Genomic DNA, 24,878 nt, shown 5'->3' with positions numbered 1-24,878 from the left:
ATTAGTCAAGTAAACTGACAAAACTCGTCAAGTCGTTACTTTTGGCGAACCCCTGGCATCAGGCCGGCGCGTACCAGATCGGCGAGGCCCAGGCCCGCTCTTCCACCGTCCGATCGGCGCCGGGAAACTCCGCGCAGCGGCCTTCCCTGCGACATAGCACCGCCGACCACCGCAACGATGGCGCCTCTATGGCGCGAACGTACCAGTAAGCCCCCTCGCCGGGATCGAAACCCGTATCGCGCCAAAGCACGCAGGCGCTTCGGGCGCCGTCGCCAGCGCGCCAGACCGTCTCAACGGTTTCCTTGAAGCCGTCTCTTGAGGTGGCGCCTTTAACGATCTCGATACGCGCCAACGGCGTGCGATCCGCGCGCGCCTCGATGCGGAAGGTTGGCGCGTCGCGATTGGCCGGCAGGCGTCCGCCCATAGGCGTGGCGCGCGACCCAGGAGCGTCGGGCCTCTCGCAAGACAGCCCCTGCCCGCCCGCCGAAGCGTGGACCCGGAGCTGGATTCGGGGGCCGCTCGTGGCGTAGACCTCCCGCCGTTTCAGGGCGGCGAACAGGCTCGCGCGCGTGTTCTGTTCGGCCCAGACGCCGACCACCCCGCCGGGATTGAACCCGAGCCGCGACATGTTGCGATCGAAGCTCCCTATCCCGAAGACGCTGCCCTGCCAGGTCGCCTCATCAACATAGCCGGCCAGGCCGGTGTGAGCGTCGGTGGAGCCGATGAAGCCGACCTCCAGCGGGTTTTTGCCGGTCTTGGCCTGGGCCAGCAAACCGCGCCGCAGGAGCCCGCGGGCGTAGGTCGCGCGCATGCGCTCCCATTCCTCGAACTTGTAGTCATCGAGGGGCTTGGGCCGACTCTTGGAGGTAATGTAGGCCTCGAACTCGCAATCGCGGCTCGTCTGGCGGTCACCATAGGGCGGAAGACACTCGCTGGCGCCCTTCTCCTGGGTGATCTCGACCAGCCGCTCATAGCGCATCCGCAACGCCAGCTCGCTCTCCTCCTCGGTTTCGATATCGAAGCTGATGCCGTCGCCCATGTTCATGTTGTGCGGGATAGCGATGGCGTCGCAGCCGTCCTCCGGCCGGCACATCCGCGCCAGCGCGTCCCAGAGCTGGCTCGTCTTGGGATAGCGAATGTAGTCGATGGCGATCGGGGTCACGTTCTCGCTGGCGAAGATCACATTGCGATGGGTGTGCGAGGCGTTGGGCGTGGCCGACCACTCGAACCCGATGAACGCCGTGAAGCGGCAGGGTTCGTCGGCCTCGTTCGCCTGGGCCTGGAGGCGGGCCCACTGGCTGTCGCGCGCGTCGAGGCACTGCTGTGGGTTTTCGGCGCAGAGCTGGGTCTGCGCCGGCTTGTCGAGCGTGATGGTCGGATTGACGTAATCCCGAAAGACCTCGCCCCCGGTGGTCCGCGTGCTCTTGGCCTTGAGGTCCTTGCAGGCGGGATAGAGCTCCGAGCGCGGCCCGCTGCAGATGAACATCAGGTCGAGCCACTCGGCATGGTCGGTCACCGCCATGAAGTCGAGGGGCCGTTCGAGCTGGACGGGCCCGACATCCAGCATCACACGCTCGCCCTTGCCGAACCGGTAGGCGTCGGCCGGCGTCTGCAGCGTGCCATACCCATAGGCGTCGAGCGAATAGGCGGTGTGGACGTGGAAATCGCCCCAGTAGACGCGCTTGATGGCCGGATCCGCCCCGGGGCATTCCACAGCAGCTCGGGGTTTGCTGGCGACACCCGTTTCAGCGGGTCGATCAACCGCGCAACCGGCGAGCGCCAACCCCGCCGCGAGCCAGATTCCAACGCGCATCGCCTGCCGGCCCCGCATCGCTTGCCCCCCCGAATGTGGCGCAGCCACAGGGTCAGACTAGGTCGCCCCGACTTTTAGTCAATCTGGTTGACAATATGCATCGGACAAGCGGACAGTATTCAATCCGTCAGTCGACACCGCCCAACAAGAGGCGGCCGCGACAGGGACGTCCTGGGGAGGAACATATGTTCACCAATTCTCGCTCGCCCTATCATCTTGGCCTGGCGCTCGTGATGGCGCTCTCCGGTGTCGGAGCCGCCGCGCCGGCGATCGCGCAGACCGACAGCCTCGCGGTCGAGGAAGTGGTGGTCACGGCCCGCAAGCGGGCGGAAAACCTGCAGGACACGCCGATCGCCATCACGGCCATCGGCGGGGAAGCGCTGCAGGAACGGGGCGCCGTCGACCTGACCTCCATCGAGACCCTGGCGCCCAACGTCCATTTCTCGGCCAGCCAGCCGACCTCGGGCCTCTCGGGTGCGACGGCGGTGTTCATCCGCGGCATCGGCCAGCGGGATTTCACAATCAACATCGATCCTGCCGTCGGCATCTATTTCGACGGCGTCTATGTGGGTCGTTCGATCGGGGCCTTGATGGACCTGGTCGAAATCGAACGGGTCGAAGTGCTGCGCGGACCGCAGAACACCCTGTTCGGGCGCAACACCATCGGCGGCGCCATCAGCGTGGTGACCAAGTCGCCCAGCGCGACCTTTGGCGGGTCGGTGCGGGGCGGTCTCGGCGAAGACGGCTACAACGAGATCTCAGGTTCGGTGAACCTGCCGCTTTCTGACCGGGTTCGCGCCAGCGTCAGCGCCTTCCATCGTCACCAGGACGGGTTCGTAAAGGCGCTGCAGTACACCGATGTGGATCTGGGCGAAGACAATGTGAAAGGCGCGCGCGTCAAGGTCGCCTTCGACATCTCCTCGAACGTGACATTGGAGCTGGCGGGCGATCTGGCCCGCACCCGCAACACGCCGGGACCCGTGGTTCCGACGGTGTTGAACACCCTGCAGCCCGTCGGCACGGTCGGCACCGGCCCGTTCAACACGTTTTTCAACAACAATCTCGCGCTGTCCGGCGACGCCGCCTGCCGCACGACGGCGGGCCACGCCACCAACGCGCGCTGCTTCGGCCCGGTCTGGCTGCCCGGTTCGCGCTATGCGTCCAATGCTGTGTTCACCAACCGCCTGGGCCAAAAGGTCGATCCAAAGAATCAGCTCGACACCAACGGCGTCAGCGCCACCCTGACCGCCGACACGCCGATCGGTCAGATCAAGTCGATCAGCGCCTATCGCGACTTTGACGCGGTGACCTTCAACGACCTCGATTTCACGCCGTTCCTGTTGTTCGCCAACAATCACCCGGAATACTCACAGAACCAGTTCTCCCAGGAGCTGCAGCTCGTCGGGTCGACCGAAAACAAGCGGTTCGACTATGTGCTGGGCCTCTACTATTTCGAGGAAGAGGGCCTGGAGCAGATCGACAACCAGATCATCACCGCCTTCAACGCGATCACCAATCCCGGCGCCTTGGCACAGGATATCTCGCGCAACATCGATAACACCTCGAAGGCCGCCTACGGACAGCTGACCTTCCATGTCACCGACGCCGTGACCCTCACCGGCGGCCTGCGATACACCGACAGCAGCAAGAGCTTCAGGATCAAGAACATCCTGCCGACGGGCGCCACGGACGGCCCGTACCGGGGCGTGAAGAAGGTCGACAAGCTCACCCCGATGGTCACCCTGGGCTGGCAGGCGGCCGAGCGATCCTATCTTTTTGCGAGCTATTCCGAGGGATTCCGCGATGGCGGCTTCGCGGCGCGGTTCCTCGGCGTGCTTCCGGCCATCCTGCCGTCCTATGATCCGGAGTTCGTCGAGGCGTTTGAGATCGGCTCGAAGAATGTCCTGTTCGACGGCCGGCTCCGCCTGAACATCGCGGCCTTCTCCACCAAGTACAAGGACCTGCAGGTTGACGCGACGGTGCCGCCCTCGCTGCAGACCTCGCAACAGTCGACCATCCTCAACCTGGCCCAGGCCGACATGAAGGGCGTCGAGGTCGAATTCGACGGCCGCATCACCGAGTGGCTGAAGCTGGACGGGTCGGTCGGCTATCTCGACGCCGAGATCCAGGAGATCCTCGGGGGTCGGGTCGCAACGGGCTCCTACGGCATCACGACAGCCAATCCTCTGCCCTATGCGCCCAAGTGGACGGGCAATCTGGGCGTGACCCTGTCTTCCGACCTGGGCCAGAGCGGCCGCGTTTCGACGCGCCTGGATTGGAGCTACGCCGACACCCAGTGGTCGACCATCGAGGCCAATGCGGAGACCAAGCTCAAGTCCCGCAGCCATCTCAATGCGTCGGTGCGTTTCATCCCCACGAACGGGCGGTGGGAAGCGGCGCTGCAGGTGCGCAACCTGACCAACGACACCTACTACAACCAGAAGACCAACATTCAGGCGCTAAACTCGACCTTCGGCGCGATCGGTCGGCCGAGGACGATCCTGGGTACGATCACCTATCGGTTCGGCGGGGAATAGCCGGAGCCTGTCCGGATCAGATGGAAACGTCTGATCCGGTCTCCACTTGAGGCTGTCAGGCTCTAAGGGCGCCGGGCCTCAGATCCCGGCGTACCACTCGTAACCGCGGTCAGGCCAGAAGCCGCCGCGGCCGCGACCGATATCCTCCAGCGAGGCTACGACCTCGATCCGCTGGATGTACTTGGCGTGCTTATATCCGAGCTGTCGTTCGACCCGCAGCCGCAGCGGAGCGCCGTGGCCGACCGGCAGGATCTTGTCGTTCATATCGTAGGCGAGGATGGTCTGCGGGTGATGGGCGTCGACCAGATCGATGCTCTCATAGTAGCGGCCCGCGCCGTCGACCGCGGTCGGGTCCAGAACATCGAAGCAATGAAAGACGATGTAGCGCGCCTCGGGTTTGACGCCGGCGCGATCGAGCAGCGGCGACAGGCGGGCGCCCTTCCACTTTCCGATGGACGACCAGCCTTCGACACAATCGTGCCGGGTGATCTGGGTCCGCGCCGGAGCGGCGCGCAGGTCGGCGAGGCTGAGCGACAGCGGCCGCTCCACGAGCCCGTCGAGGGTCAGGCGATAATCCTGAAACGCCTGGGCCAGCAGAGCTTCGTATTCGGGCTCGCGCGGACGCCGCGTGCCATTCGCGCGGAAGTCGGGCGAGATTTGCGCGGGCGTGAACTCGCGGGCCAGGGCGTTTCGATCCATGACCAGCCGTTGCGCGGTCTTGGTCCACCGTTCGGTGTTGCGGAGCGCACCCGAGATCGTGCGGTTCTGAACCAGGCTGTCGCAGGCGCTGAGGAAGGCGGACCCCAGACCGGTGGCGGCGAGCGCGAGCCAACGACGACGATCGATGCTCATGCCGCGTCCTTTCCGGTGTCGATGGCGAAGCGGCCGGTGATCATGCCGCGGATCTGGTTCCAGGGGCCGGTGGCGAGCACCATGATCAGGTGCACGGCGACGAAACCGACGATCAGCAGCGCGGAGATGAAGTGCAGCGAGCGCGCCGACTGGCGGCCGCCCAGAAGATCAACAAGCCAGGGCGCAGCGGCGTTGAAGCCCGGCGACATGGAGAGGCCCGTGGCCAGCATCAGCGGCAGCAGGACCAGGATCACAACCAGGTAGGCCAGCTTCTGAAGGATGTTGTAGCGCCGCGCGGCGTCGCCCTTGGGGAATCGGAACCGCGCATGGGTGACGAACTCATGCAAGATATGGGACGGCCGCAACTGGTCGCGCGTCGGCCAGAGGTCCCGCCGCAGATGGCCTGAGATCAGGCTCCAGGCGAGATAGATCAGGCCGTTGGCCACGAACACCCAGGCGAAGAACAGGTGCCATTGGCGCCCGGTCGCGAGGTCGCGATAGCTGGGCAGGGTGATCCAGGCCGGAAAGCCCCGCTGTTCCCGAGCCCCCGGCGCACCCGACCAGCCCAGCACGCCCGTGGTGTCCAGGCGGACCGCGCCGATGGTCGTGACGCCGCGTGGTTCGCCGCCGATCTCCTGTTTCGACATCGACAGCCATGGACTCGCGAAGGTCGAGGCATGGCCCCAGTAGAGGGCGGGATGGGCGTTGAAGATCTGCAGGCCGCTTGTCAGCAGCACCAGCATCGCCAGCACGTTGGCCCAGTGGGTCAGACGCGTCACCCGGCCATGGCGTTTCACCAGTTCACGCACGGTAGGCTCCCTCACGGACATGAGGAGACTATCACTCTCCAGACGCACCACACGATGCGTTTCCGGCAGGGTGCGCAGTCGATCAGCCGGGTTGCAGCGTGACCAGAAGAACCGCCGCGACGGCGATCAGGAAGGGAATCTCGTTGGTGGCGCGCCAGAACCGGGCAGAACGGGGACGTTCTCCGGCCGCGAGCTTTCGCCGAGCGCCGGCCAGCATGCCGTGCCAGCCCGAAAGCACGATCACCAGGACGAGCTTGGCCGCTATCCAAGGCTGAGCCAGAAACGCCCAGCCCTGGCCGGCTGCCTCAATATGCCACCAGATAAGCGCCAAGCCGAGCGCCCAGGTCACCACCATCGACGGGTTGATGATGATCCGCAGCAGCTTGGCTTCCCAGACCTGGAAATGGGCGTCGAACTCGGTCCCCGGGGGCGCAGTTTCCGTGTGGTAGGCATAAAGGCGCGGCAGGTACATCATGCCCGCCATCCAGGCGATGACCGCGATGATGTGCAGCCCGCGGAGGAGATCGTAGAGGCTCATGCGGCCACCTTGGCCCGGGTGGGGCACTTGCCGCAATGGGCTGGGCAGACCCATCCACCGTGTGCGGCCGGTCCCTTTGTCGCCGCCAACACGGCCTCGGCCAGAAGCTGGATGAACGGCTCTCGCACACCGGGCGTGCGGCTGCGCAGATAGGGACTGACGCCGGCTGCGTCAGCCACCTCGCGGTACTCGTGATCGAGCTCGACCAAGGTCTCCACATGTTCAGAGACGAAGGCGATGGGTGCGATCAATACGCCGAGCCCTTCAGAGCCAGCCCGTCGGATCTCGTCTTCCGTTGACGGTTCGAGCCACTTCAGGCGGCCGACCCGGCTCTGGTAGCAGACCCGCCAGTCGGGAAGTTCCGGGACGCGCGCCGCAATCGCCCGCGCCGTCGCCTCGATCTGGACCTGATAGGGATCGCCGCCATCAACCACCCGCTGCGGCAGGCCGTGGGCGGAGAAGAGCAGACGCACGTTGCCCGGCCGCCCAGCCTTGGACCAGGCCTCGAGAATGGCGTCAGCATGGGCGGCGGCCACGCCTTCGACGTCAGGATAGCAGCAAACCTGGCGGATCTCGCCCGGGCCGCGATAGGCCCGAAGGAAGTCGGCGATGGAGCTGGCCGTCGTGGTGGTCGAGAACTGTGGATAGAGCGGCAGCAGAACCACTTCGTCCGGCAGGAACGCCGCGACCTCGGCGGCGGCGGTCGCGGCGCGCGGCTTCCAGTAGCGCATGCAGATGAACACCCGGGTCTCGACCCCGGGATCACGGCCGGCGAGTCGCTCTTCCAGCGCGCCAGCCTGGGCCTTGGTTTCCGGCAGCAGCGGCGAGCCGCCGCCCATGATCGCGTAGTTGGCCCGGGACCCCTTGGCGCGGGTCGTCGAAATCAGCGCTGCGAGCGGGTACCGCGCCAGCGCCGGCAGGGGGATGATCGCCTTATCCCGGAACAGGTTGAACAGGAACGGGCGGACGGCGTCGGGTCCGTCGGGTCCACCGAGATTGAAGAGGACGACGGCCCGCTTCATCGCCCGGTCACCCGGCTGACGACGCGCGCGATGTGCTCAATCGGCGTGTCGGGCATGACGCCGTGGCCGAGGTTGAAGATGTAGGGCCCGCCCGACCACTGCTCGAGCAGGGTCTCGACCCGGGCGTCGAGCGCCCGGCCCCCCTCGCGCAGCAGCAGATTGTCGAGCGCACCCTGGATCGCCTTGCCGTCGCCCTGGATCCGGCGGCCCATCATGGCGCTGGCCTGGGTGTCGAGCGCCACCGCCGCCACTGGAACCTTCGCTGCGTAGTTTTCCACCAAGGCCCCGGCGCCTCTCGGAAAACCGATGAACGGCGCGGTGACGCCGGCGGCCCGCACCTGAGCGATGATGCGGGCGTGAGGGCCGATCACGATCCGCTCGAACACATCCTCGGCCAGGTTCTCCGCCCAGCTCTCGAACAGCTTGAGGACCTGGGCCCCAGCATGCGCCTGCATAATCAGGTAGCGCGCCGTGGCGTCGACGAGGACGTCCAGCAGCGCATCCAAGGCTTCCGGTTGCGCATAGGCGTAGGCTCGCGCGGCCTCGCGTTGGGAGCCTCGACCTTCCAGCATGTAGGTGGCTACAGTCCAGGGCGCGCCGGCGAACCCGATCAGCGTGCGCTCGGGTTCCAGATCGCTGCGAACCCTTGAAAGGGTCTCCCCGACATTGGCCAGTTTGGCCGTCGAGCCTTCGACCGCATCACGAAGCGCTTCGATGGGCGGAAGCGCGCCCAGCCTTGGGCCCTCGCCCGCCTCGAACCAGACCTCCTGGCCGAGCGCGAGAGGGATCAGCAGGATGTCGGCGAAGACGATCGCCGCATCCATCGGAAACCGCCGCATCGGCTGCAAGGTTGCTTCCGCCGCCATCTCGGGGTTCAGGCAGAAGGCGATGAAGTCCTTCGCACGTGTTCGGAGCGCCAGATACTCCGGCAGTGAGCGGCCGGCCTGGCGCATGAACCAGATCGGCGGTCGCTCAAGGGTTTCACCAGCCAGAACTCTCAGAAGGGCGGGCTGTCGGGCCGGGATCGTGGTCATGCAGGGCTCTTAAGACCAGGTCGGCATCGGGCTCAAGCCAAGCCGTTATCGGCGCCCTTCTTCCTGAAGTTTAAAGGACGAAGTCCGAAGGATTGAAGTGACAAGAGGGCCTGTCGAGCCGAGGGAAAACCTTAACAATCCTTTGACAGTCCACGAGCTGTCCCCGATCAGCCCCCAGCGGTGTTCCGAGGCAGGGATCACCTGTGGAAGACGGGGATGGCGTCGGATCACGGCGGAACCGTTAAGGTTTCATTAGCACATGGCGTGGACGGCAGTTGACCGACCTGGCCTATGTCCAGGCTGGGGGTTGTTTCGCCTCCGCAGGCTCCCCAGGGCCCGATTCCTGTGCAGGAGTCGGGACTCAACCTGGCGGTTTCTCCCGGTGTTTCCCAGGCCAGGCTCGTGATCGCTTCGCGACGGCTGCCTATCCCCAACAGCGTTCAGCTTCGCTAAAGGGGTGTCCACAGGAATCGTCCCCAGGACTCTTTCAGGGGTCCCAATCTGCGGAGCGCCCGTGCCGAACTCGACCCCGCCCCGCCTCGCCACCTACTTCCATGTGCATCTGGTGTCGGACTCGACCGGCGAGACCCTGAACGCCATGGCGCGTGCTGTCTGCGCGCGCTTCGAAAATGTGATGCCGATCGAGCATATCTACGCCCTGGTCCGCTCGAAGCGCCAACTGGACCGTGCGCTGGCCGATATCGAAGAGGCGCCGGGCATCGTGCTGCATACGATCGTCGACGAAGGCCTCCGCGCGACACTGGAGGAAGGTTGCCGACGACTGGAAATGCCGTGCCTGCCGGCCCTCGATCCGCTGGTCAGCGCCATGCAGCGCTACCTGGGCGCAGCGACCACCAGCCGCGTCGGCGCCCACCTCCGACTCGACAACGACTACTTCAACCGCATGGACGCCCTCAACTACGCCATCGGCCACGACGATGGTCAGGGGGGTCAGGATCTTGATCAGGCTGACGTGGTGCTGCTGGGCGTTTCGCGAACGTCCAAGACCCCGACCTGCATCTACCTGGCCCACCGTGGGATCCGGGCGGCCAATGTGCCGCTCGTGGCCGGAAGGCCGCTGCCCGAGAAGCTGTTCCAGTTGAAGAATGCGCTGATCGTCGGCCTGTTGATTTCACCAGACCGCTTGATTCAGATCCGCCGCAACCGACTGCTGAGCCTGAAAGAGACCCGCGACACCAGCTATACCGACCAGGACGCGGTCCGGGATGAGATCATCGCCGCGCGCCGGCTTTATGAGCGTCATGGCTGGCCGACTATTGATGTCTCGAGGCGCTCGGTGGAGGAGACGGCCGCTTCGGTGATGAACCTGCTGCAAAAAGGTTACGGCCACGTCGAGGCGACGGCGTGAGGATCACCCTGGCGTCCCAGAGCGCGGCCCGACGCGCCTTGCTGGCCGGCGCCGGCGTGGCCCATGAGGCGACCGTTTCCGGCGTCGATGAAGACGAGCTGAAAGCCCGCATGCTCCTGGCGGGAGAGGGACCGGCGGCGATCGCGCAGGCGCTGGCCGATGCAAAGGCGTTGGCGGTTTCAGCTGTGCGTGACGGGTTGGTGATCGGCGCCGACCAGACCCTCGACCTGGAGGGGCGGCTGCACGACAAGGCGGAGAGCCGAGAGGCCGCGCGGGTGCGCCTGCAGACCCTCAGGGGCCGCGCTCACGCGCTGCACTCGGCGGTGTCTCTGGCCCGGGACGGCGCGGTGATCTGGCGGGAGACTGTCAGCGCGCGTCTGGTGATGCGGCCATTCTCCGACGCATTCCTCGAAACCTATCTCGACGCCGAGGGCGAAGCCGCCCTGGGCTCTGTGGGCTGCTATCGCCTGGAGAGCCTGGGCGTGCAGCTCTTCGAGGCGATAGAGGGTGACTACTTCACCATACTGGGGCTGCCCATGACGGGCCTGCTGGCCCGGCTGAGGGCCGAAGGGGCGCTGGCGGCATGATCAGTGGCCTGGCCATCGTGGCGGGCGTTGTCGGTCATCCGGTGGCGCATTCGTTATCGCCGATCCTGCACAACGCCTGGTTGGCGGCCGCAGGCGTCGACGGTGTCTACGCGCCCTTCGCGCCGGCGCCCGATGGGTTCGCGCGACTGGTGGCCGGTCTCCGCGGCGGCGTGATCCGCGGCCTGAATGTGACTCTGCCGTTCAAGGAACAGGCGCTTGAACTCGCCGATGAGGCGACCGCTGCGGCGCGGTCGGCGGCGGCGGCCAATGTGCTCATCTTCGAGCCGGACGGCCGTGTGTTGGCGGACAATACCGACGGAGTCGGCCTGCTGGCGGCGTTCAGCCGCCAGACCCCAAACTGGCGGGTCACGAGCGGCCCGATCGCGCTCTTGGGCGCCGGCGGCGCGGCGCGGGGCGCCGCTGCGGCGCTGATCGCCGCCGGCGCTCCAGAGGTCCGGGTGATCAATCGAACCCTGTCGCGGGCCGAAGGGTTGGCGGCGGCCCTGGGCGATCGTGTCACCGGCTGGGCTCAGGTCGATAGCGCGCAGGCGTTCGCCGACGTGAGTGCGGTGATCAACGCCACGTCGGCGGGACTGACGGGCGGCGAAGCCTTCGAGCCGCCATTAGCGGCGACGCCGGCCGGGGCTGTGGTGATGGACATGGTCTACAAACCGCTGGAGACGCCGTTGCTGGCCATGGCGCGATCTCTGGGCCGTCCGACGGTGGACGGGCTGGAGATGCTGATCGGCCAGGCTCGGCCCGCCTTCAGCGCCTTCTATGGTTGTCCGGCGCCTTCGGGCGTCGATGTCCGGGCGTTGGCCCTGGCCGCTCTTGGAGCCTGACATGCGAACCATCGGCCTCACCGGATCTATCGGCATGGGCAAATCGACCACGGCGGCGATGTTCCGAGACGCGGGCGTTCCCGTCTATGACGCCGACGCGGCGGTTCATGATCTCTACGACGAGGGGGGCGCGGCTGTCGGCCCGGTCGGGGAAGCGTTCCCCGGCGTCGTGGTTGAGGGTCGGGTGGATCGTGAACGGCTGCGGCAGAGGGTTCTCGGCCAGCCGGACGAGCTGAAGCGCCTGAACGCCATTGTGCATCCGCTGGTCGGCCAGGACCGCATCGGGTTCTTCAAGGCGGCTGAAGCCGCGGGGGCGGATTGGGTGGTGCTGGACGTGCCTCTGCTGTTCGAGACGGGCGGTCACGCCAATGTCGATGCGATCGTCGTGGTGTCCGCGCCCCCTGAAATGCAGCGCGAGCGGGTGTTGGCCCGGCCGGGCATGTCGCCGGATCGGCTGGATGCGATCCTCGCCCAGCAACTGGCGGACGCTGAGAAAAGAGCCCGCGCCCACTATGTTGTTGAGACCGGCCATGGTCTTGAACACGCGCGCCGGCAGGTGATGGCGATCCTCGCGGAGCTGCGTGGGAACGGCCAGAAAACTTGACCCGGGCCGCCATAGTGTGGTTCCCGTGACCTCACGCGTCGGGGATCCGGCGCGCCCCGCCTTTCAACCGGCCGCTGCGACTCCTCGCCGGACGGTTCCCGAATGAAACAGACCGGCGCCCGAATGGCGCCCTCCATCGACCCGCCGCGCGGACGCAATTCGTCCGCCGAGGGTCCGCGAGTGCAAGATGCAAGACGACACCCAAGACAATACGCCCGCTCCTGAGACCGACACGATCGATCTGGCCGCCGCTGCGCCAGAGGACGCCGCCGTCGAGGTGGAAACCGAAGAGCCTTCTGAGGCCGCCAAGGCGATCCTCGCCATGGGCCTGACCCGGATGAGCCTGCAGGAGCTCAAGGACAAGTCGCCCGCCGATCTGCTCGCCTTCGCGGAGACTCTTGAGATCGAGTCCGCGAACTCGATGCGCAAGCAGGACATGATGTTCGCCATCCTCAAGGTGCTGGCCGAGGAAGGCGTGGCGATTTCCGGTTCGGGGACGCTCGAAGTCGTTCAGGACGGTTTCGGCTTCCTGCGCAGCCCCGAGGCCAACTATCTCCCTGGTCCCGACGACATCTATGTGAGCCCCTCGCAGATTCGGAAGTTCGGCCTGCGCACCGGCGACACGGTCGACGGCGAGGTCCGCGCGCCGCGCGAAGGCGAGCGCTACTTCGCCCTGGTGAAGGTGGACCTGACGAACTTCGAGAGCCCGGACGCAGTCCGCCACAAGGTGCTGTTCGACAACTTGACGCCGCTCTATCCCGACCAGCGGTTCAAGATGGAAATCGATGATCCGACGCTGAAGGACCGGTCCGGCCGGGTGATCGATATCGTGGCGCCGCTCGGCAAGGGCCAGCGCTGCCTGATCACCGCGCCGCCGCGGGTCGGCAAGACGGTGATGCTGCAGAACATCGCCAAGTCGATCGAGACCAATCACCCCGAGTGCTACCTTATCGTTCTGCTGATCGACGAGCGCCCGGAAGAAGTCACCGACATGCAGCGCACGGTGAAGGGCGAAGTGATCTCCTCGACCTTCGACGAACCGGCCACCCGCCACGTTCAAGTAGCTGAAATGGTTATCGAAAAAGCCAAGCGCCTGGTCGAACACAAGCGCGACGTGGTGATCCTGCTGGATTCGGTTACCCGGCTCGGCCGCGCCTACAACACCGTCGTGCCGTCGTCCGGCAAGGTGCTCACCGGCGGGGTTGACGCCAATGCGCTCCAGCGGCCAAAGCGCTTCTTCGGCGCCGCGCGGAACATCGAAGAGGGCGGCTCACTGACCATCATCGCCACGGCTCTGATCGATACCGGCAGCCGGATGGACGAAGTGATCTTCGAGGAGTTCAAGGGCACCGGGAACTCCGAAATCGTGCTCGACCGCAAGGTGGCCGACAAGCGGATCTATCCGGCCATCGACGTGCTGAAGTCCGGCACCCGGAAGGAAGAGCTGATCACCGACAAGTCGCACCTTCAGAAGACCTACATCCTGCGGCGCATCCTCAATCCGATGGGCGCCCAGGATGCGATTGAGTTCCTGCTCGACAAGCTGCGCCAGTCGAAGAACAACGACGACTTCTTCCAGTCGATGAACACCTGACGGGGCGCGTCTCGCGATGGCCCGATCGCCGCCGCGCAGCGCCCGCGCCGCCGCCGAACAGGCGCGGATCGAGACCCTGTTCGCCCGCTTTGAGGCCCAGGAGAGCGATCCGCGCACGGAGCTGAACTACACCAGCCCCTACACGCTGGTGGTGGCGGTGGCCCTGTCGGCCCAGGCCACCGATGTATCGGTCAACAAGGCGACGGCCAGGCTGTTCGCCGAGGCCGATACGCCGGCGGCCATGCTCGCCCTTGGCGAGGCGGGGTTGAAGAGCCTTATCTCCTCGATCGGCCTCTTCAACACCAAGGCGAAGAACGTCATCCGCATGGCGGAGATCTTGATCGCCGAACACGGCGGCGAGGTGCCCCTGGCGCGCGCGGCGCTGCAGGCTTTGCCGGGAGTCGGCCGCAAGACCGCCTCGGTGGTTCTGAACGAACTGGGGATAGAACCGGCCATCGCGGTCGACACGCACGTGTTCCGGGTGTCACACCGCCTCGGTCTGGCGCGGGCCAAGACGCCCGACAAGGTCGAGGCGGAGCTTATGGCGGCCATACCTGGGCCATACCTGACCCGCGCGCACCACTGGCTGATCCTGCATGGACGCTATGTATGCGTGGCGCGTCGACCAAAGTGCGCCGAGTGCCCAGTGGCCGATCTGTGCGCCTCCGGAGACAAACTCAGCGCCGCGTAAGGCGGCGGCAGAGCTCGTCCAATTGTTCCAGGCTGGCGTAGCGGATGCGGATTTCACCCACGCCGCCGCGATCCGCCACATCGACGCTCATGCCCAGGGCGTCTTCCAGATCACTTTCCAGCGCCGCCGTGTCGGCGTCCTTGGCCGCTTTGCGCGGTCCGGAGCCCTTGCGAGGCGTGATCCCGCCGCCCCTGACCAGCGCCTCGGTCTGACGCACAGACAGACCCCGGGCGACCACCGCTTCGGCGAGGGTTTCGGGCGACGCCGCGCCGAGCAACGCGCGCGCATGGCCCGCAGAGATCCGGCCGGTCATCAGGTGCTCCCGGACCGCTTCCGGCAATTGGTTGAGCCGCAGGCTGTTGGCCACGTGGCTGCGGCTCTTGCCCACGGCCTGGGCCACCTGATCCTGGGTGTGTCCGAAGCGTTCAATCAAAGCCGCGTAGCCGCCGGCCTCTTCCAGCGGATTGAGGTCTTCGCGCTGAACATTCTCGACAATGGCGATCTCGAAAGCGCGGTCGTCGCTGAGGTTGCGGACCAAGGCGGGGATCGAGGCCAGGCCGGCCCGCTGTCCGGCCCGCCAGCGGCGCTCGCCCGCCACGATCTCGTAGGCCCCGGGCGTGCGCGGCGAGGGCCGCACGAGGATCGGCTGCAGCACCCCCTTGTCGCGGATGGACAGTTCAAGCTCGGCGAGTTCCGCCTCGGCGAAGTGGCGTCGCGGCTGGGCGGGATTGGCGTGAACCAGTTCGATCGGAATCTCGCGCACGCCTTCGTCGGGCGATACCGCATGCGCGATTTCCTCCGCCTCCCCCAGGAGGGCGGAAAGCCCGCGTCCCAGTCCGCGTCGGGTCTCGGCCATGGTCAAGTCGCTTCCAGTTGTTTGGCCCGGCGGCGGCGCTCCCGCAGCACCACTTCGCGGGCGAGCTTCAGATAGGCTTGGCTGCCGGCGCACTTGAGGTCGTAGACCAGGGCCGGCTTGCCGAAGGATGGGGCCTCGGAGACCCGGACGTTGCGAGGGATCACGGTCTGATAGACCGTATCGCCGAAGTGGGCGCGGACATCGCCCTCGACCTGGCCGGACAGACTGTTGCGGCGGTCGAACATGGTCAGGACGATGCCCTGAAGCTCAAGGCCGGGATTGAGGCTGCCACGCACCAGATCGATGGTGCGCATGAGTTGGGTGAGGCCCTCGAGGGCGAAGAACTCACATTGCAGAGGCACCAGCACCGCATCAGCCGCCGCCATGGCGTTCACGGTCAGCAGGTTGAGCGAGGGCGGACAGTCGATCAGGACGTAGGAATAGGCGCCGCTCGCCCCAAGCGGCGCGAGCGCATCCCGCAGCTTGAACGACCGCCGCGCTTCGCGGCCGAGTTCGAGCTCGACGCCGGAGAGGTCGGGGTCAGAGGGCGTAAGGTCGAGCCCGGGCACCGTTGTCCGGACCACCGCATCCGCCAGGGGCTTTTCGCCCATCAGCACATCGTAGAGCGTGTGTCGTCGTTGCGCGCGTCCGACACCCAGGCCGGTGGAAGCATTGCCCTGCGGGTCGGAGTCGATCAGCAGCACGCGCTCGCCTACGGCGGCCAGCGCCGTGCCGAGGTTGATGGCGGTCGTGGTCTTGCCGACGCCGCCCTTCTGGTTGGCGACGACGAGGACGCGCAAGGAGCGGTCAGTGGCGGGCATGCTTGAGTCCCTTCACCCGCAGAATCTGGCCGCGCGGGTCGCTGCGGGACGTCAGGACCTCCGCCTCAAATCGCCAAGACCTGGCGGCCTCGTCCATCTCCGACATGAGATCCTGGCCCTTGAGGAACAAACCGATCGCGCCAAGCTGAAGGCATGGCTGGGCATAGCCCAACAGCCGCGTCAGCGGTGCGCAGGCCCGGGCGGTGACCACGTCCACCTTCAGGGGCAGGTCCTCGGCGCGCGCATTGTGGACGGTGGCCGGCAGGTCGAGCGCTTCCGTGACTTCGGCGAGGAAGCGGCAGCGCTTGGCCATGCTCTCGACCAGGTGAACGTGAAAACCGTCCCGACCCTTGCCCAGGATCGCCAGCACCAGACCGGGAAAGCCCGCGCCGGCGCCCAGGTCGGCCCAGGTCCGAGCGTCTGGAGCAAGGTCGAGGAGTTGAGCGGAGTCCCAGGCGTGGCGGTTCCAGAAGTCGGGCAGGGTCGCGGGGCCGACCAGATTCATCACCGCGTTTCCGGCTTCCAGACGCGTTCTGAACACCTCGAGATCGGCCAGCTGCGCGGGCGTGGCCCGCGCCGCCGCGGCGAAGTCGTCGGGCGCGCTGGGGACGACAGCCGAGGGGATCATGCGGCGCCTCGGCGGCGGACGTGAGCGAGGAGAGCCGTAAGGGCGCCTGGCGTGACGCCTTCGATGCGGCCGGCCTGGCCGAGGGTGGCGGGGCGGATGGCGGCGAGCTTTTCGCGCACTTCGTTGGAAAGGCCCCCGATGGCGCTGTAGTCGAGCGCCGCCGGAAGGCGCAGCGCCTCGTCGCGCCGGAAGGCTTCGACGTCGGCCGCCTGACGGTCGAGATAGCCGGCGTAACCGGCGTCGATCTCGATCTGCTCGCGCACCTCCGGCGACCAGGCGCCGATTTCGGGCCAGATGCGGACGAGATCCTCGAAGGCGATGGTCGGGTAGGCGAGCAGATCCGAGAGGGTGCGGCGCTGTCCGTCGGCCTTGACGGGGAGTCCGGCCCGAGCCGCCTCGGCCGGTGTGAGCGTCAGGCGGCGCGACTCGACGCGGGCGGCCGCCAGCGATCGGGCCTTGATCTGAAACGCAGACGCGCGCGCGCTTCCGACCACGCCGAGATCGACGCCTCTCGCGGTCAGACGCTGGTCGGCATTGTCGGCGCGGAGGATCAGCCGGAACTCCGCCCGACTGGTGAACATCCGATAGGGCTCGGTGACTCCGCGGGTGACCAGGTCATCGATCAGCACACCGATATAGGCTTCGTCGCGGGCGAACTGTGCGGGCTCGGACCCGCCGGCGGCCCGCGCCGCGTTGAGCCCCGCCACCAGCCCCTGGGCGGCGGCCTCTTCGTAGCCGGTTGTGCCGTTGATCTGGCCGGCGAGGTAGAGACCCGGAAGTCGTTTTACCTCCAGGGAGGGGTCGAGTTCGCGGGGATCCACATAGTCGTACTCAATGGCGTAGCCGTGCCGGAACACCTGCACCGCCTCCAGACCCGGGATCGTGCGAAGGAACAGGTCCTGGGTCTCGGCAGAAACGGACGTGGAAATGCCGTTGGGATACACCGTCGGGTCTTCCAGTCCCTCGGGCTCAAGGAAGATCTGGTGCGCGCTCTTGTCGCGAAACCGCACGACCTTGTCCTCAATCGAGGGGCAGTAGCGGGGACCCCGGCCGGCGATGCGACCGCCATAGACGGCGCTCTCCCCGAGCCGCTCAGCGATGATCCGGTGGGTGTCTTCGGTCGTCCAGGTGATGCCGCATTCGACCTGCGGCGTCGTGATCGTGTCCGTCAGAAAGGAGAAGGGGATCGGCGCGGCGTCGGCCGCCTGCATCTCCAGGCGGTCCCAGGCGATGGTGCGGCCGTCCAGTCGCGCCGGCGTGCCGGTCTTGAGGCGACCCATGGCAAGGCCCAGCCCATAGAGCCGGTCTGACAGGCCGATGGCCGGCGCGTCACCGACCCGACCGGCCGGGATGCGCTGTTCACCCTGATGAATCACGCCCTTGAGGAAGGTGCCGGTGGTCAGCACAACGCGGCCAGCACGATAGGCCGCGCCGCTTGCGCAGATCACCCCGTCCACGCGGCCCCCCGACAGGATCAGGTCCTCAGCCGCCTCGGCGCGGATCTCCAGGTTGGCGGTCGCCGCGAGCTCCGCCTGCATGGCCTCGCGATAGAGCCGCCGATCGATCTGGCTGCGGGGCCCGCGAACTGCGGCGCCTTTAGAGCGATTGAGCATGCGGAACTGGATGCCCGCCCTGTCGGCCAACCGCCCCATCAGGCCGTCAAGGGCATCGATCTCGCGGACCAGGTGTCCCTTGCCCAGACCGCCGATGGCCGGGTTGCAGCTCATCTCGCCGATGGTTTCAAGCTTATGGGTGAGCAGCAGGGTGTGCGCGCCGAAGCGCGCGGCGGCCGCCGCAGCTTCACAGCCGGCGTGTCCGCCGCCGATCACAATGACATCCCAGTTGCTCATACCGGGCGGGCTATAGGCGAAAAGCGCGAGTGTTTCACGTGAAACACTCGGGTCGTCGGTCTGACCGGCGCTACTTGCCGATGCAGAAGCTGGCGAAGATGCGGCCCAGCACCGCCTCGGGGTCGAGCCGTCCCGTGATCCGGTCAAGCGCGCGTGCGGCGAGTCGCACGTCCTCGGCCGCGAGTTCCAGGTGTTCGTCGTGGGCGAGCGCCGAGGTCAGGCGATCGGCGGCCTCGGCCAGGTGTTCCCGGTGGCGCAGGCGCGTGGCCGCGGGCGGCCCGCCGCCGCTCAGGGCCTGGGTCACCCTGTCCGACAAGACGTCGAGAAGCCAGGCGAGGTCGCCGGGGTCGCGGACGGTGAAGGGCCGCCCCAGGGCTTCCGGCGCCGGGTCGCCGAGATCCCGCTTGGTCAGCAGAACGAGATCGTTTTCCTCGTAGCCCGCCGGCGGCGTGGAACCCGCATCGCCGGCCTCGACCAGCCAGATCCGCAGGTCGGCGGTCTCCGCCCAGGCGCGGGCGCGGCGAACGCCCTCGACCTCCACCCGGTCGGTCGTCTCGCGCAGACCGGCGGTGTCGGCCAGGATCACCCGGTGTCCAGCCAGGGTCAGCGGAACCTCGATGATATCCCGCGTGGTTCCGGCGATGTCGGTGACAATGGCGGCGTCCCGGCCAGCCAAGGCGTTGAGAAGCGTGCTCTTTCCTGCGTTCGGCGCCCCGGCCAGGGCGATCCTGTAGCCCTCCCGCACCTGCTCGCCTCGGCGAGCGTCCGCCAGCGCCGCCGCGACTTCGTCGCGCAGCGCCTTGAGGGACGGACGCGCGCGCTGAGCCACATCGGCCGGAAGCTCTTCGTCCGCGAAGTCGACGGCGGCTTCGAGCATCGCCAGGGCGTCAAGCAGCATCTCCCGCCAGCGCGCCTGCACGCGACTCAGACGACCGTCGAGTTGATCCAACGCCTGACGGCGCTGGGCCTCGGTCTCCGCGTCGATCAGGTCCGCGACCGCTTCGGCCTGCGCCAGGTCGAGCCGACCGTTCTCGAATGCGCGGCGCGTGAACTCACCGGGCTCCGCGAGCCGGAGACCCTGGAGATGCAAGGCGTCCAGCAGAGCGCCGACAACGGCGGGTCCACCGTGCACATGAAGCTCGGCGCTGTCCTCACCGGTGTAGCTCGCCGGGCCCGGGAACCAGAGCACCAGCCCCTCATCGATTACTCCGCCGTCCGGCGCGCGCAACCGCCGAAGGCTGGCCCGGCGGGGCGGCGGAACCTGTCCTGCCAGCGCGGCGACCGCGTTCCGTGCGCCAGGTCCCGAGATTCGAACCACCGCCAGCGCCGCGCGACCTCCGGCGGTGGCGGTCGCGAAGACGGTGTCGGTCATTTCCGGCTGGTGGCGGCGTCCATGAAGCGGCGGAACTGGTCCTGGGCGCCTGCGCCCAGCGCCATCCAGTTCTTCAGGAAGTCTTCCGGATTGAGGAGATTGATGTTGGCGTCGATCCGCTTGCTCATCTCCGCCACCAGGTGGTCGTTGAGCGCGCTCACATCCGGCAGGCCCATCACCCGGCGCGCTTCCTCCGGGGTGCAGTCGACCTCGATGGTCATCTTCATGACGTCTGGTCCTCGTACTTGTCTGCCTCCATATGGACGTGCGCCGGGCCGGATGACCAGAGGCCCCAGCCGAAGACGGGAGATGGACGACAATGGGTGAGCGGATCAGCGTGAAGACGCCGGACGGCGCGTTCGAGGCCTATGTGGCGCGACCGGCGGCGGCCAAGGCTCCGGCAGTGGTGGTGATTCAGGAGATTTTCGGGGTCAATGAGGTGATGCGGGACATCACCGACGGCCTCGCGGCCGAGGGCTATCTGGCGATCTGTCCGGATCTCTTCTGGCGGATCGAGCCGGGTGTCGACATCACCGACAAGTCAGAAGCCGAGTGGAAGAAGGCCTTCGATCTCTACGGAAAGTTCAATGTCGATAAGGGCGTAGCCGACATCCAGGCGACGATCAGCGCTGTGCGCGCCGACGCTGGCTGCAACGGCAAGGTGGGAACGGTCGGCTTCTGCCTGGGCGGACTCCTCGCCTATCTCTCGGCGGGTCTGACAGACGCGGATGGCGCGGTTTCCTACTATGGCGTCGGCATCGAGGGGCGCCTGACCGACAAGCCGCGGGCCCCCCTGCTGATGCACATCGCCGAGGGCGACCAGTTCGTGCCGCCGGCCGCGCAGGCCGCGATCAAGGCCGCGCTCTCGGGCGCCGGGAATGTGACGATTCATAGCTATCCCGGGCGCGACCACGCTTTCGCCCGGGTCGGGGGCGAGCACTATCATGCGGCTGATGCCGAGGCGGCCGGCGCTCGCTCGCTTGCCTTCTTTGGAAAGGCTCTGGGCTGATGCGCGCGATCCGATTCGAGACGACCGGCGGACCCGAAGTCCTCCAGTTGGTCGACGTGCCGACGCCTGAGCCGGGCCCTGGCCAGATCCTCATCCGACACAAGGCCATCGGAATCAACTTCATCGAGACCTATCATCGGACGGGACTCTATCCGATCAAGCTGCCGGCGATACCCGGCGGCGAGGCGGCCGGGGTGGTCGAGGCGGTGGGCGATGGCGTCACGCGCTTCAAGGTCGGCGACCGTGTCGCGACGAACGGAACCGGCGGAGCCTATGCCGAGGCCAGCCTCTGTCGCGCCGACCGAGCGGTTGCAATCCCGGATGGGGTGTCCTTCGAAACGGCCGCGGCGGTGCTGCTGAAAGGCATGACGACCGAAGCCTTTGTGCGGCGAACCTATCCAGTAAAGGCGGGCGAGACGGTTCTGGTCCATGCGGCCGTGGGCGGCGTGGGCCAGATCATGACCCAGTGGCTGAAGGCCATCGGCGCCACCGTGATCGCCACCGTGGGCTCAGAAGCCAAGGCCGCCAAGGCCCGCGCGCTCGGCGCAGATCACGTGATCCTCTACCGCGAGCAGGACGTGGCGGCCGAGGTTCGGCGGATTACGGGCGGCGTCGGCGTGCCGGTGGCCTACGATTCCGTGGGCAAGGACACCTTCGAGGGAACTCTGGGAAGCCTTGCGCGGCGCGGCCTGTTCGTCAGCTTCGGCAATGCGTCCGGTCCGGCGCCGCCCTTCGCCCCGGCGCGACTCTCGGCGGCGGGATCGCTTTACATCACGCGCCCGACCCTCTTTGACTATGTGGTGACCCAAGCCGAACTCGAAGAGAGCGCCCGCCTCGTATTCGACATGGTCGCCAGCGGAAAGATCGCAATCGAGATCGGCCAGACCTTCCCTCTGGCGGACGCGCGCCGGGCTCACGAGGCCTTGGAGGCCCGAAACACGGTGGGCGCGAGCCTCTTGATCCCATAGGTTGCAGCGGCCGTGTTTCACGTGAAACAGTCAGGCCGAGTCAGCCCGGGGATGGCCAATCGGTAGCGCGCCCGCGGCCCCTAGTGTCGGTCGACGATGGGGGTCGAGGTCCAGCGGTCGAGGTCACGCTCGCGCGCCATCAGGGCCAGGCCGGAGGCGATGGACTCCAGTTCGGCTCCGGTCTCGATGCGCCCCGACTCGAACCGGCGGTGAAAGATATCGCGCACAGCGGGGACCAGCGAAGAACCGCCGGTGAGGAACACGCGATCGATCTCGTGGGCGGCGAGACCGGCGTCGGCCAGTGCAGCGTCGACGGCGCCATCGATCTGGGCAAGTTCCGGCCCGATCCAGGACTCGAACTCGGTGCGGTCCACGTCGCGAACGATGGAGATCGATCCGGCTTCGAAGCGGAACTCTGCTCGAGACCGGCCGGATAGCGCCTCCTTCAGCCGCGAGACCGATCGGTAGAGCCGATAGCCGTAGTTCTCATCGAGCACTTCGATCAGACGCTCGATCCGCTCCGGCGCCTTGGCTTCTCGCGCCAGCGCGCGGATCTCGCGCATCTCGCGGCTGGCGCGCAGCAGGGCCAGCTGATCCCATCGGGCGAAAGCCGCATAGTATTTGTTGGGAATCGGCAGGGTCTTGCCGAACGAGACGTAGTCCCCGCCCTTGCCCAGCGCCGGTGACACCAGATTGTCGATGATCCGGTAGTCGAAGGCATCACCCGCCACGCCGACACCGGACCGCCCCAAGGCATGAGCGCGCCGTTCGCCGTCGGCGTCGCGCTCGAAGCGGATGATGGAGAAGTCCGAGGTGCCGCCGCCGAAGTCGCCCACCAGCACGGTGGCGTCGTGGTCGAGCTCGCGGGCGAAGAAGAACGCCGCGCCCACCGGCTCGTAGGCGAAACGGATCTCCTCGACGCCCAGGCGGCGGAAGGCTGTCTCATAGCGCGAGAGCGCCAGGGTCTCGCTCGGCCGGGCCCCAACGAACCGCACCGGCCGCCCAATCACCACGCGCGAAGGCAAGGCCCCCAGCGCCGCGCCGGCATAGTCGCGAACCTTGAGCAGGAAGGTCGAGAGCAGGTCCTCGAACCGATAACGACGACCGAGAATCTGGGTCTCCGTAAAGCTTTCCTGCCCCGCGAAGCTTTTGAAACTCTGAATGAATCGGGTCTCGACCGGGTCCTCGACATAGGCCTCAATGGCCCATGGGCCGGCGCTGATCTGCCGTTCCGAAGGCAGGTCCGCGGGCGTATAGAACGACAGGCAGGATCGAAAGGCGAAGAGTTCGCCCTCGGTCGCCGGAAACCTGACAAGCCGCGCGGCGCCGTCCGGCCCGGCCAGCGCCAGGACCGTGTTGGTGGTCCCGAAGTCGATGCCCAGGCTGTAGGGTTCCACTGCGCCGCCTCCCGAAGGGCCGGCGGAGATATCAGAGGGGACGCGGCGAAGGAAGCCGGCGATCCCCTACTCCCCCAGCTCCACCAGCGGTCGGTCATAAGCGCAGACGGTGGCCATCTGCAGGATCTTCGAGACCGAGGCGCCCAGCGGACAGATCTGGACTGGCTTGTCGAGGCCCAGAAGGATCGGGCCGATCACCTCTGCGCCGCCGAGAACGGTGATGAGCTGGGTGGAGATCGCAGCCGAGTGGATCGCGGGCATGATCAGCACATTGGCCGGGCCCGTCAGGCGCATGAAGGGATAGGCCCCGCGCTTCTCGGGCTCCAGCGCCAGTTCCGGCGGCATTTCGCCCTCATACTCGAAGTCGATGCCCTCCATCTCGTCCAGCATGGCCACGGCATCCCGAACCCGGGCGGAGCGCTCGCCCATGGGATTGCCGAACGTGGAATAGCTCATGAAGGCCAGGCGAGGTTCATAGCCCAGGGTTTTCACCGCCCGCGCCGCCTCGATCGCGATCTCGACCAGCTCCTCCGCGACCGGCATCTCGGTGACGGAGGTGTCGGCGATGAACAGCGTGCGGCCCTTGGCCATCACCACGCTCATGCCGATGACCCGACCGTCGGGCGCGGGGTCGATGACGTTCAGCACCTCCTCCAGCACCTGGTCGAAGTTGCGGGTCACACCGGTGACCATGCCGTCGGCGTGGCCGAGCGCCACCATGGCCGCGCCGAAGGCGTTGCGGTCCTGGTTGATCAGCCGCTGGATGTCGCGCTTGAGGAAGCCCTCACGCTGCAGCCGCCCATAGAGCAGATCGACCGAGGCCTCATTCCAGGGTGAGATGCGCGCGTTGGTGACCTCAAGGCCCGCCTCGGCGGGGTCAATGCCGGCGGCGCGCATGTTCTCGTGAACGAGGTCCTCACGGCCCACCAGCACAGCCTTGCCCAGGCCCTGCGCCTGGAAGGCGTAGGCCGCGCGGATGACGGCGGTCTCTTCGCCCTCGGCGAACACGATCTTGCGTTCCGGCCCGGACATCACCGCACCCTGCAGCTTCTGCAGGAAGGCCGCGGTGGGATCCATGCGCTGCGCGAGGCCGGCGCGATAGGCGTCCATATCGGCGATGGGCTTGCGCGCCACGCCAGTGTCCATCGCCGCCTGAGCGATGAACGGCGGGATGTACGACAGGAGACGCGGGTCGAAGGGCGTCGGGATGATGTACTGCGGCCCGAATTTCAGCTGCACGCCGTGATAGGCGGTGGCCACCTCGTCGGGCACGTCCTCGCGGGCCAGCTGCGCCAGCGCCTTCGCGCAGGCGATCTTCATCTCCATGTTGATCCGCCGCGCCCGCACATCGAGCGCGCCGCGGAACAGGTAGGGGAAGGCCAGCACGTTGTTGACCTGGTTGGGATAATCGCTGCGGCCTGTGGCGACGATGGCGTCGGGCCGGACGGCGTAGACCTCTTCGGGCAGGATCTCCGGATCGGGATTGGCCATGGCGAAGATGATCGGCCGGGGGGCCATGGTCTCGATCAGGTCGGGGGTCAGCGCACCCTTGGCCGAGACGCCGATGAAGACATCCGCGCCTTTCAGCGCATCGGCCAGCGTGCGTTTGTCAGTGTCGATGGCGTGGGCCGACTTCCACTGGTTCATGTCTTCCGGCCGCCCGCGCCAGAGCACCCCCTTGCGGT

At 66.9% G+C, this 24,878-nt stretch carries 23 protein-coding genes; 9 read left to right on the top strand and 14 right to left on the bottom strand.

Translation table 11 applies throughout. The annotated features are described in order from the left end of the window. Window positions 1–58: 58 nt before the first annotated feature. Entirely contained in the window at window positions 59–1,813 is a 1,755-nt protein-coding gene (locus ACIQ3R_RS03515; protein WP_397415165.1) for a DUF3604 domain-containing protein, read from the bottom strand. A 185-nt stretch (window positions 1,814–1,998) separates the two neighbouring features. Between ACIQ3R_RS03515 and ACIQ3R_RS03510 the strand changes: the two genes are divergently transcribed. After that, window positions 1,999–4,350, top strand: coding sequence for a TonB-dependent receptor (locus ACIQ3R_RS03510; RefSeq protein ID WP_397415162.1), 2,352 nt, complete (start codon window positions 1,999–2,001; stop codon window positions 4,348–4,350). A 78-nt stretch (window positions 4,351–4,428) separates the two neighbouring features. Here ACIQ3R_RS03510 and ACIQ3R_RS03505 read toward each other — a convergent pair whose 3' ends face one another. The 5 genes from ACIQ3R_RS03505 to hemE all read right to left on the bottom strand — a co-directional run bounded on the left by ACIQ3R_RS03505 (window position 4,429) and on the right by hemE (window position 8,605). Continuing rightward, a complete protein-coding gene (locus ACIQ3R_RS03505; RefSeq protein WP_397415160.1) occupies window positions 4,429–5,202 on the bottom strand; it encodes a molybdopterin-binding protein in 774 nt (257 codons plus the stop codon). Then, the gene (locus tag ACIQ3R_RS03500) at window positions 5,199–6,011 is read right to left on the bottom strand and encodes a cytochrome b/b6 domain-containing protein (protein WP_397415157.1); all 813 of its coding nucleotides are present in this window, start codon (window positions 6,009–6,011) and stop codon (window positions 5,199–5,201) included. The genes ACIQ3R_RS03505 and ACIQ3R_RS03500 overlap by 4 nt, the downstream gene beginning before the upstream one ends. Window positions 6,012–6,093: 82 nt before the next feature. After that, window positions 6,094–6,549 (bottom strand): CopD family protein, encoded by a 456-nt coding sequence (locus ACIQ3R_RS03495; protein WP_397415155.1) that lies wholly within the window; start codon window positions 6,547–6,549, stop codon window positions 6,094–6,096. After that, complete coding sequence (gene hemH, locus ACIQ3R_RS03490) at window positions 6,546–7,571, bottom strand: ferrochelatase (protein ID WP_397415153.1); 1,026 nt, start codon at window positions 7,569–7,571, stop codon at window positions 6,546–6,548. Before hemH ends, ACIQ3R_RS03495 begins: the two co-directional genes overlap by 4 nt. Beyond that, window positions 7,568–8,605, bottom strand: a complete 1,038-nt coding sequence (hemE, locus tag ACIQ3R_RS03485) for a uroporphyrinogen decarboxylase (RefSeq protein WP_397415151.1) — start codon at window positions 8,603–8,605, stop codon at window positions 7,568–7,570. Before hemE ends, hemH begins: the two co-directional genes overlap by 4 nt. 514 nt (window positions 8,606–9,119) lie before the next feature. Between hemE and ACIQ3R_RS03480 the strand changes: the two genes are divergently transcribed. The 6 genes from ACIQ3R_RS03480 to nth all read left to right on the top strand — a co-directional run bounded on the left by ACIQ3R_RS03480 (window position 9,120) and on the right by nth (window position 14,292). Continuing rightward, entirely contained in the window at window positions 9,120–9,974 is an 855-nt protein-coding gene (locus tag ACIQ3R_RS03480; protein ID WP_397415149.1) for a pyruvate, water dikinase regulatory protein, read from the top strand. Continuing rightward, window positions 9,971–10,561 (top strand): Maf family protein, encoded by a 591-nt coding sequence (locus ACIQ3R_RS03475; protein WP_397415147.1) that lies wholly within the window; start codon window positions 9,971–9,973, stop codon window positions 10,559–10,561. The genes ACIQ3R_RS03480 and ACIQ3R_RS03475 overlap by 4 nt, the downstream gene beginning before the upstream one ends. Further along, window positions 10,558–11,403 carry a shikimate dehydrogenase gene (gene aroE / locus ACIQ3R_RS03470; protein WP_397415145.1) on the top strand — a complete coding sequence of 282 codons (846 nt, stop codon included), beginning with the start codon at window positions 10,558–10,560 and terminating at the stop codon, window positions 11,401–11,403. Before ACIQ3R_RS03475 ends, aroE begins: the two co-directional genes overlap by 4 nt. Before the next feature lies 1 nt (window position 11,404). Continuing rightward, a complete protein-coding gene (gene coaE / locus ACIQ3R_RS03465; RefSeq protein WP_397415143.1) occupies window positions 11,405–12,007 on the top strand; it encodes a dephospho-CoA kinase in 603 nt (200 codons plus the stop codon). A 187-nt stretch (window positions 12,008–12,194) separates the two neighbouring features. Then, on the top strand, window positions 12,195–13,601 hold the full coding sequence (gene rho, locus ACIQ3R_RS03460; RefSeq protein ID WP_397415141.1) for a transcription termination factor Rho: 1,407 nt from the start codon (window positions 12,195–12,197) through the stop codon (window positions 13,599–13,601). 16 nt (window positions 13,602–13,617) lie between these two features. After that, window positions 13,618–14,292: an endonuclease III gene (gene nth, locus ACIQ3R_RS03455; RefSeq protein ID WP_397415139.1), complete on the top strand. Its 675-nt coding sequence runs from the start codon at window positions 13,618–13,620 to the stop codon at window positions 14,290–14,292. Here the strand turns inward: nth and ACIQ3R_RS03450 are convergent. The 6 genes from ACIQ3R_RS03450 to ACIQ3R_RS03425 form a co-directional block, all read right to left on the bottom strand. Beyond that, window positions 14,279–15,148, bottom strand: coding sequence for a ParB/RepB/Spo0J family partition protein (locus tag ACIQ3R_RS03450; protein WP_397415137.1), 870 nt, complete (start codon window positions 15,146–15,148; stop codon window positions 14,279–14,281). The two genes, nth and ACIQ3R_RS03450, sit on opposite strands and share 14 nt — an antisense overlap. 2 nt (window positions 15,149–15,150) lie before the next feature. Then, the gene (locus tag ACIQ3R_RS03445) at window positions 15,151–15,969 is read right to left on the bottom strand and encodes a ParA family protein (protein WP_397415135.1); all 819 of its coding nucleotides are present in this window, start codon (window positions 15,967–15,969) and stop codon (window positions 15,151–15,153) included. After that, window positions 15,956–16,597 (bottom strand): 16S rRNA (guanine(527)-N(7))-methyltransferase RsmG, encoded by a 642-nt coding sequence (gene rsmG / locus ACIQ3R_RS03440; protein ID WP_397415133.1) that lies wholly within the window; start codon window positions 16,595–16,597, stop codon window positions 15,956–15,958. The genes ACIQ3R_RS03445 and rsmG overlap by 14 nt, the downstream gene beginning before the upstream one ends. Next, on the bottom strand, window positions 16,594–18,447 hold the full coding sequence (gene mnmG / locus ACIQ3R_RS03435) for a tRNA uridine-5-carboxymethylaminomethyl(34) synthesis enzyme MnmG (protein ID WP_397415131.1): 1,854 nt from the start codon (window positions 18,445–18,447) through the stop codon (window positions 16,594–16,596). The genes rsmG and mnmG overlap by 4 nt, the downstream gene beginning before the upstream one ends. Window positions 18,448–18,517: 70 nt before the next feature. Beyond that, window positions 18,518–19,819, bottom strand: coding sequence for a tRNA uridine-5-carboxymethylaminomethyl(34) synthesis GTPase MnmE (gene mnmE / locus ACIQ3R_RS03430; protein ID WP_397415129.1), 1,302 nt, complete (start codon window positions 19,817–19,819; stop codon window positions 18,518–18,520). Beyond that, the gene (locus ACIQ3R_RS03425; protein WP_397415127.1) at window positions 19,816–20,046 is read right to left on the bottom strand and encodes a DUF6489 family protein; all 231 of its coding nucleotides are present in this window, start codon (window positions 20,044–20,046) and stop codon (window positions 19,816–19,818) included. The genes mnmE and ACIQ3R_RS03425 overlap by 4 nt, the downstream gene beginning before the upstream one ends. 92 nt (window positions 20,047–20,138) lie before the next feature. Between ACIQ3R_RS03425 and ACIQ3R_RS03420 the strand changes: the two genes are divergently transcribed. Both ACIQ3R_RS03420 and ACIQ3R_RS03415 read left to right on the top strand, forming a co-directional pair. Beyond that, window positions 20,139–20,828 (top strand): dienelactone hydrolase family protein, encoded by a 690-nt coding sequence (locus ACIQ3R_RS03420; protein WP_397415125.1) that lies wholly within the window; start codon window positions 20,139–20,141, stop codon window positions 20,826–20,828. After that, window positions 20,828–21,796, top strand: coding sequence for a quinone oxidoreductase family protein (locus ACIQ3R_RS03415; protein WP_397415123.1), 969 nt, complete (start codon window positions 20,828–20,830; stop codon window positions 21,794–21,796). The genes ACIQ3R_RS03420 and ACIQ3R_RS03415 overlap by 1 nt, the downstream gene beginning before the upstream one ends. Before the next feature lie 80 nt (window positions 21,797–21,876). Here ACIQ3R_RS03415 and ACIQ3R_RS03410 read toward each other — a convergent pair whose 3' ends face one another. Then, entirely contained in the window at window positions 21,877–23,193 is a 1,317-nt protein-coding gene (locus ACIQ3R_RS03410; RefSeq protein WP_397415120.1) for an Hsp70 family protein, read from the bottom strand. 66 nt (window positions 23,194–23,259) lie between these two features. Continuing rightward, window positions 23,260–24,878, bottom strand: a 1,619-nt coding sequence (locus tag ACIQ3R_RS03405; RefSeq protein ID WP_397415118.1) for a phosphate acyltransferase, incomplete at its 5' end; no start/stop codon positions are given.

The organism is Phenylobacterium sp., assembly GCF_044371015.1.
Taxonomy (GTDB): Bacteria; Pseudomonadota; Alphaproteobacteria; order Caulobacterales; family Caulobacteraceae; genus Phenylobacterium.
The sequence above is the reverse complement of the archived record's forward strand: the minus strand, read 5'-3'. Positions and strand labels throughout refer to the sequence as shown.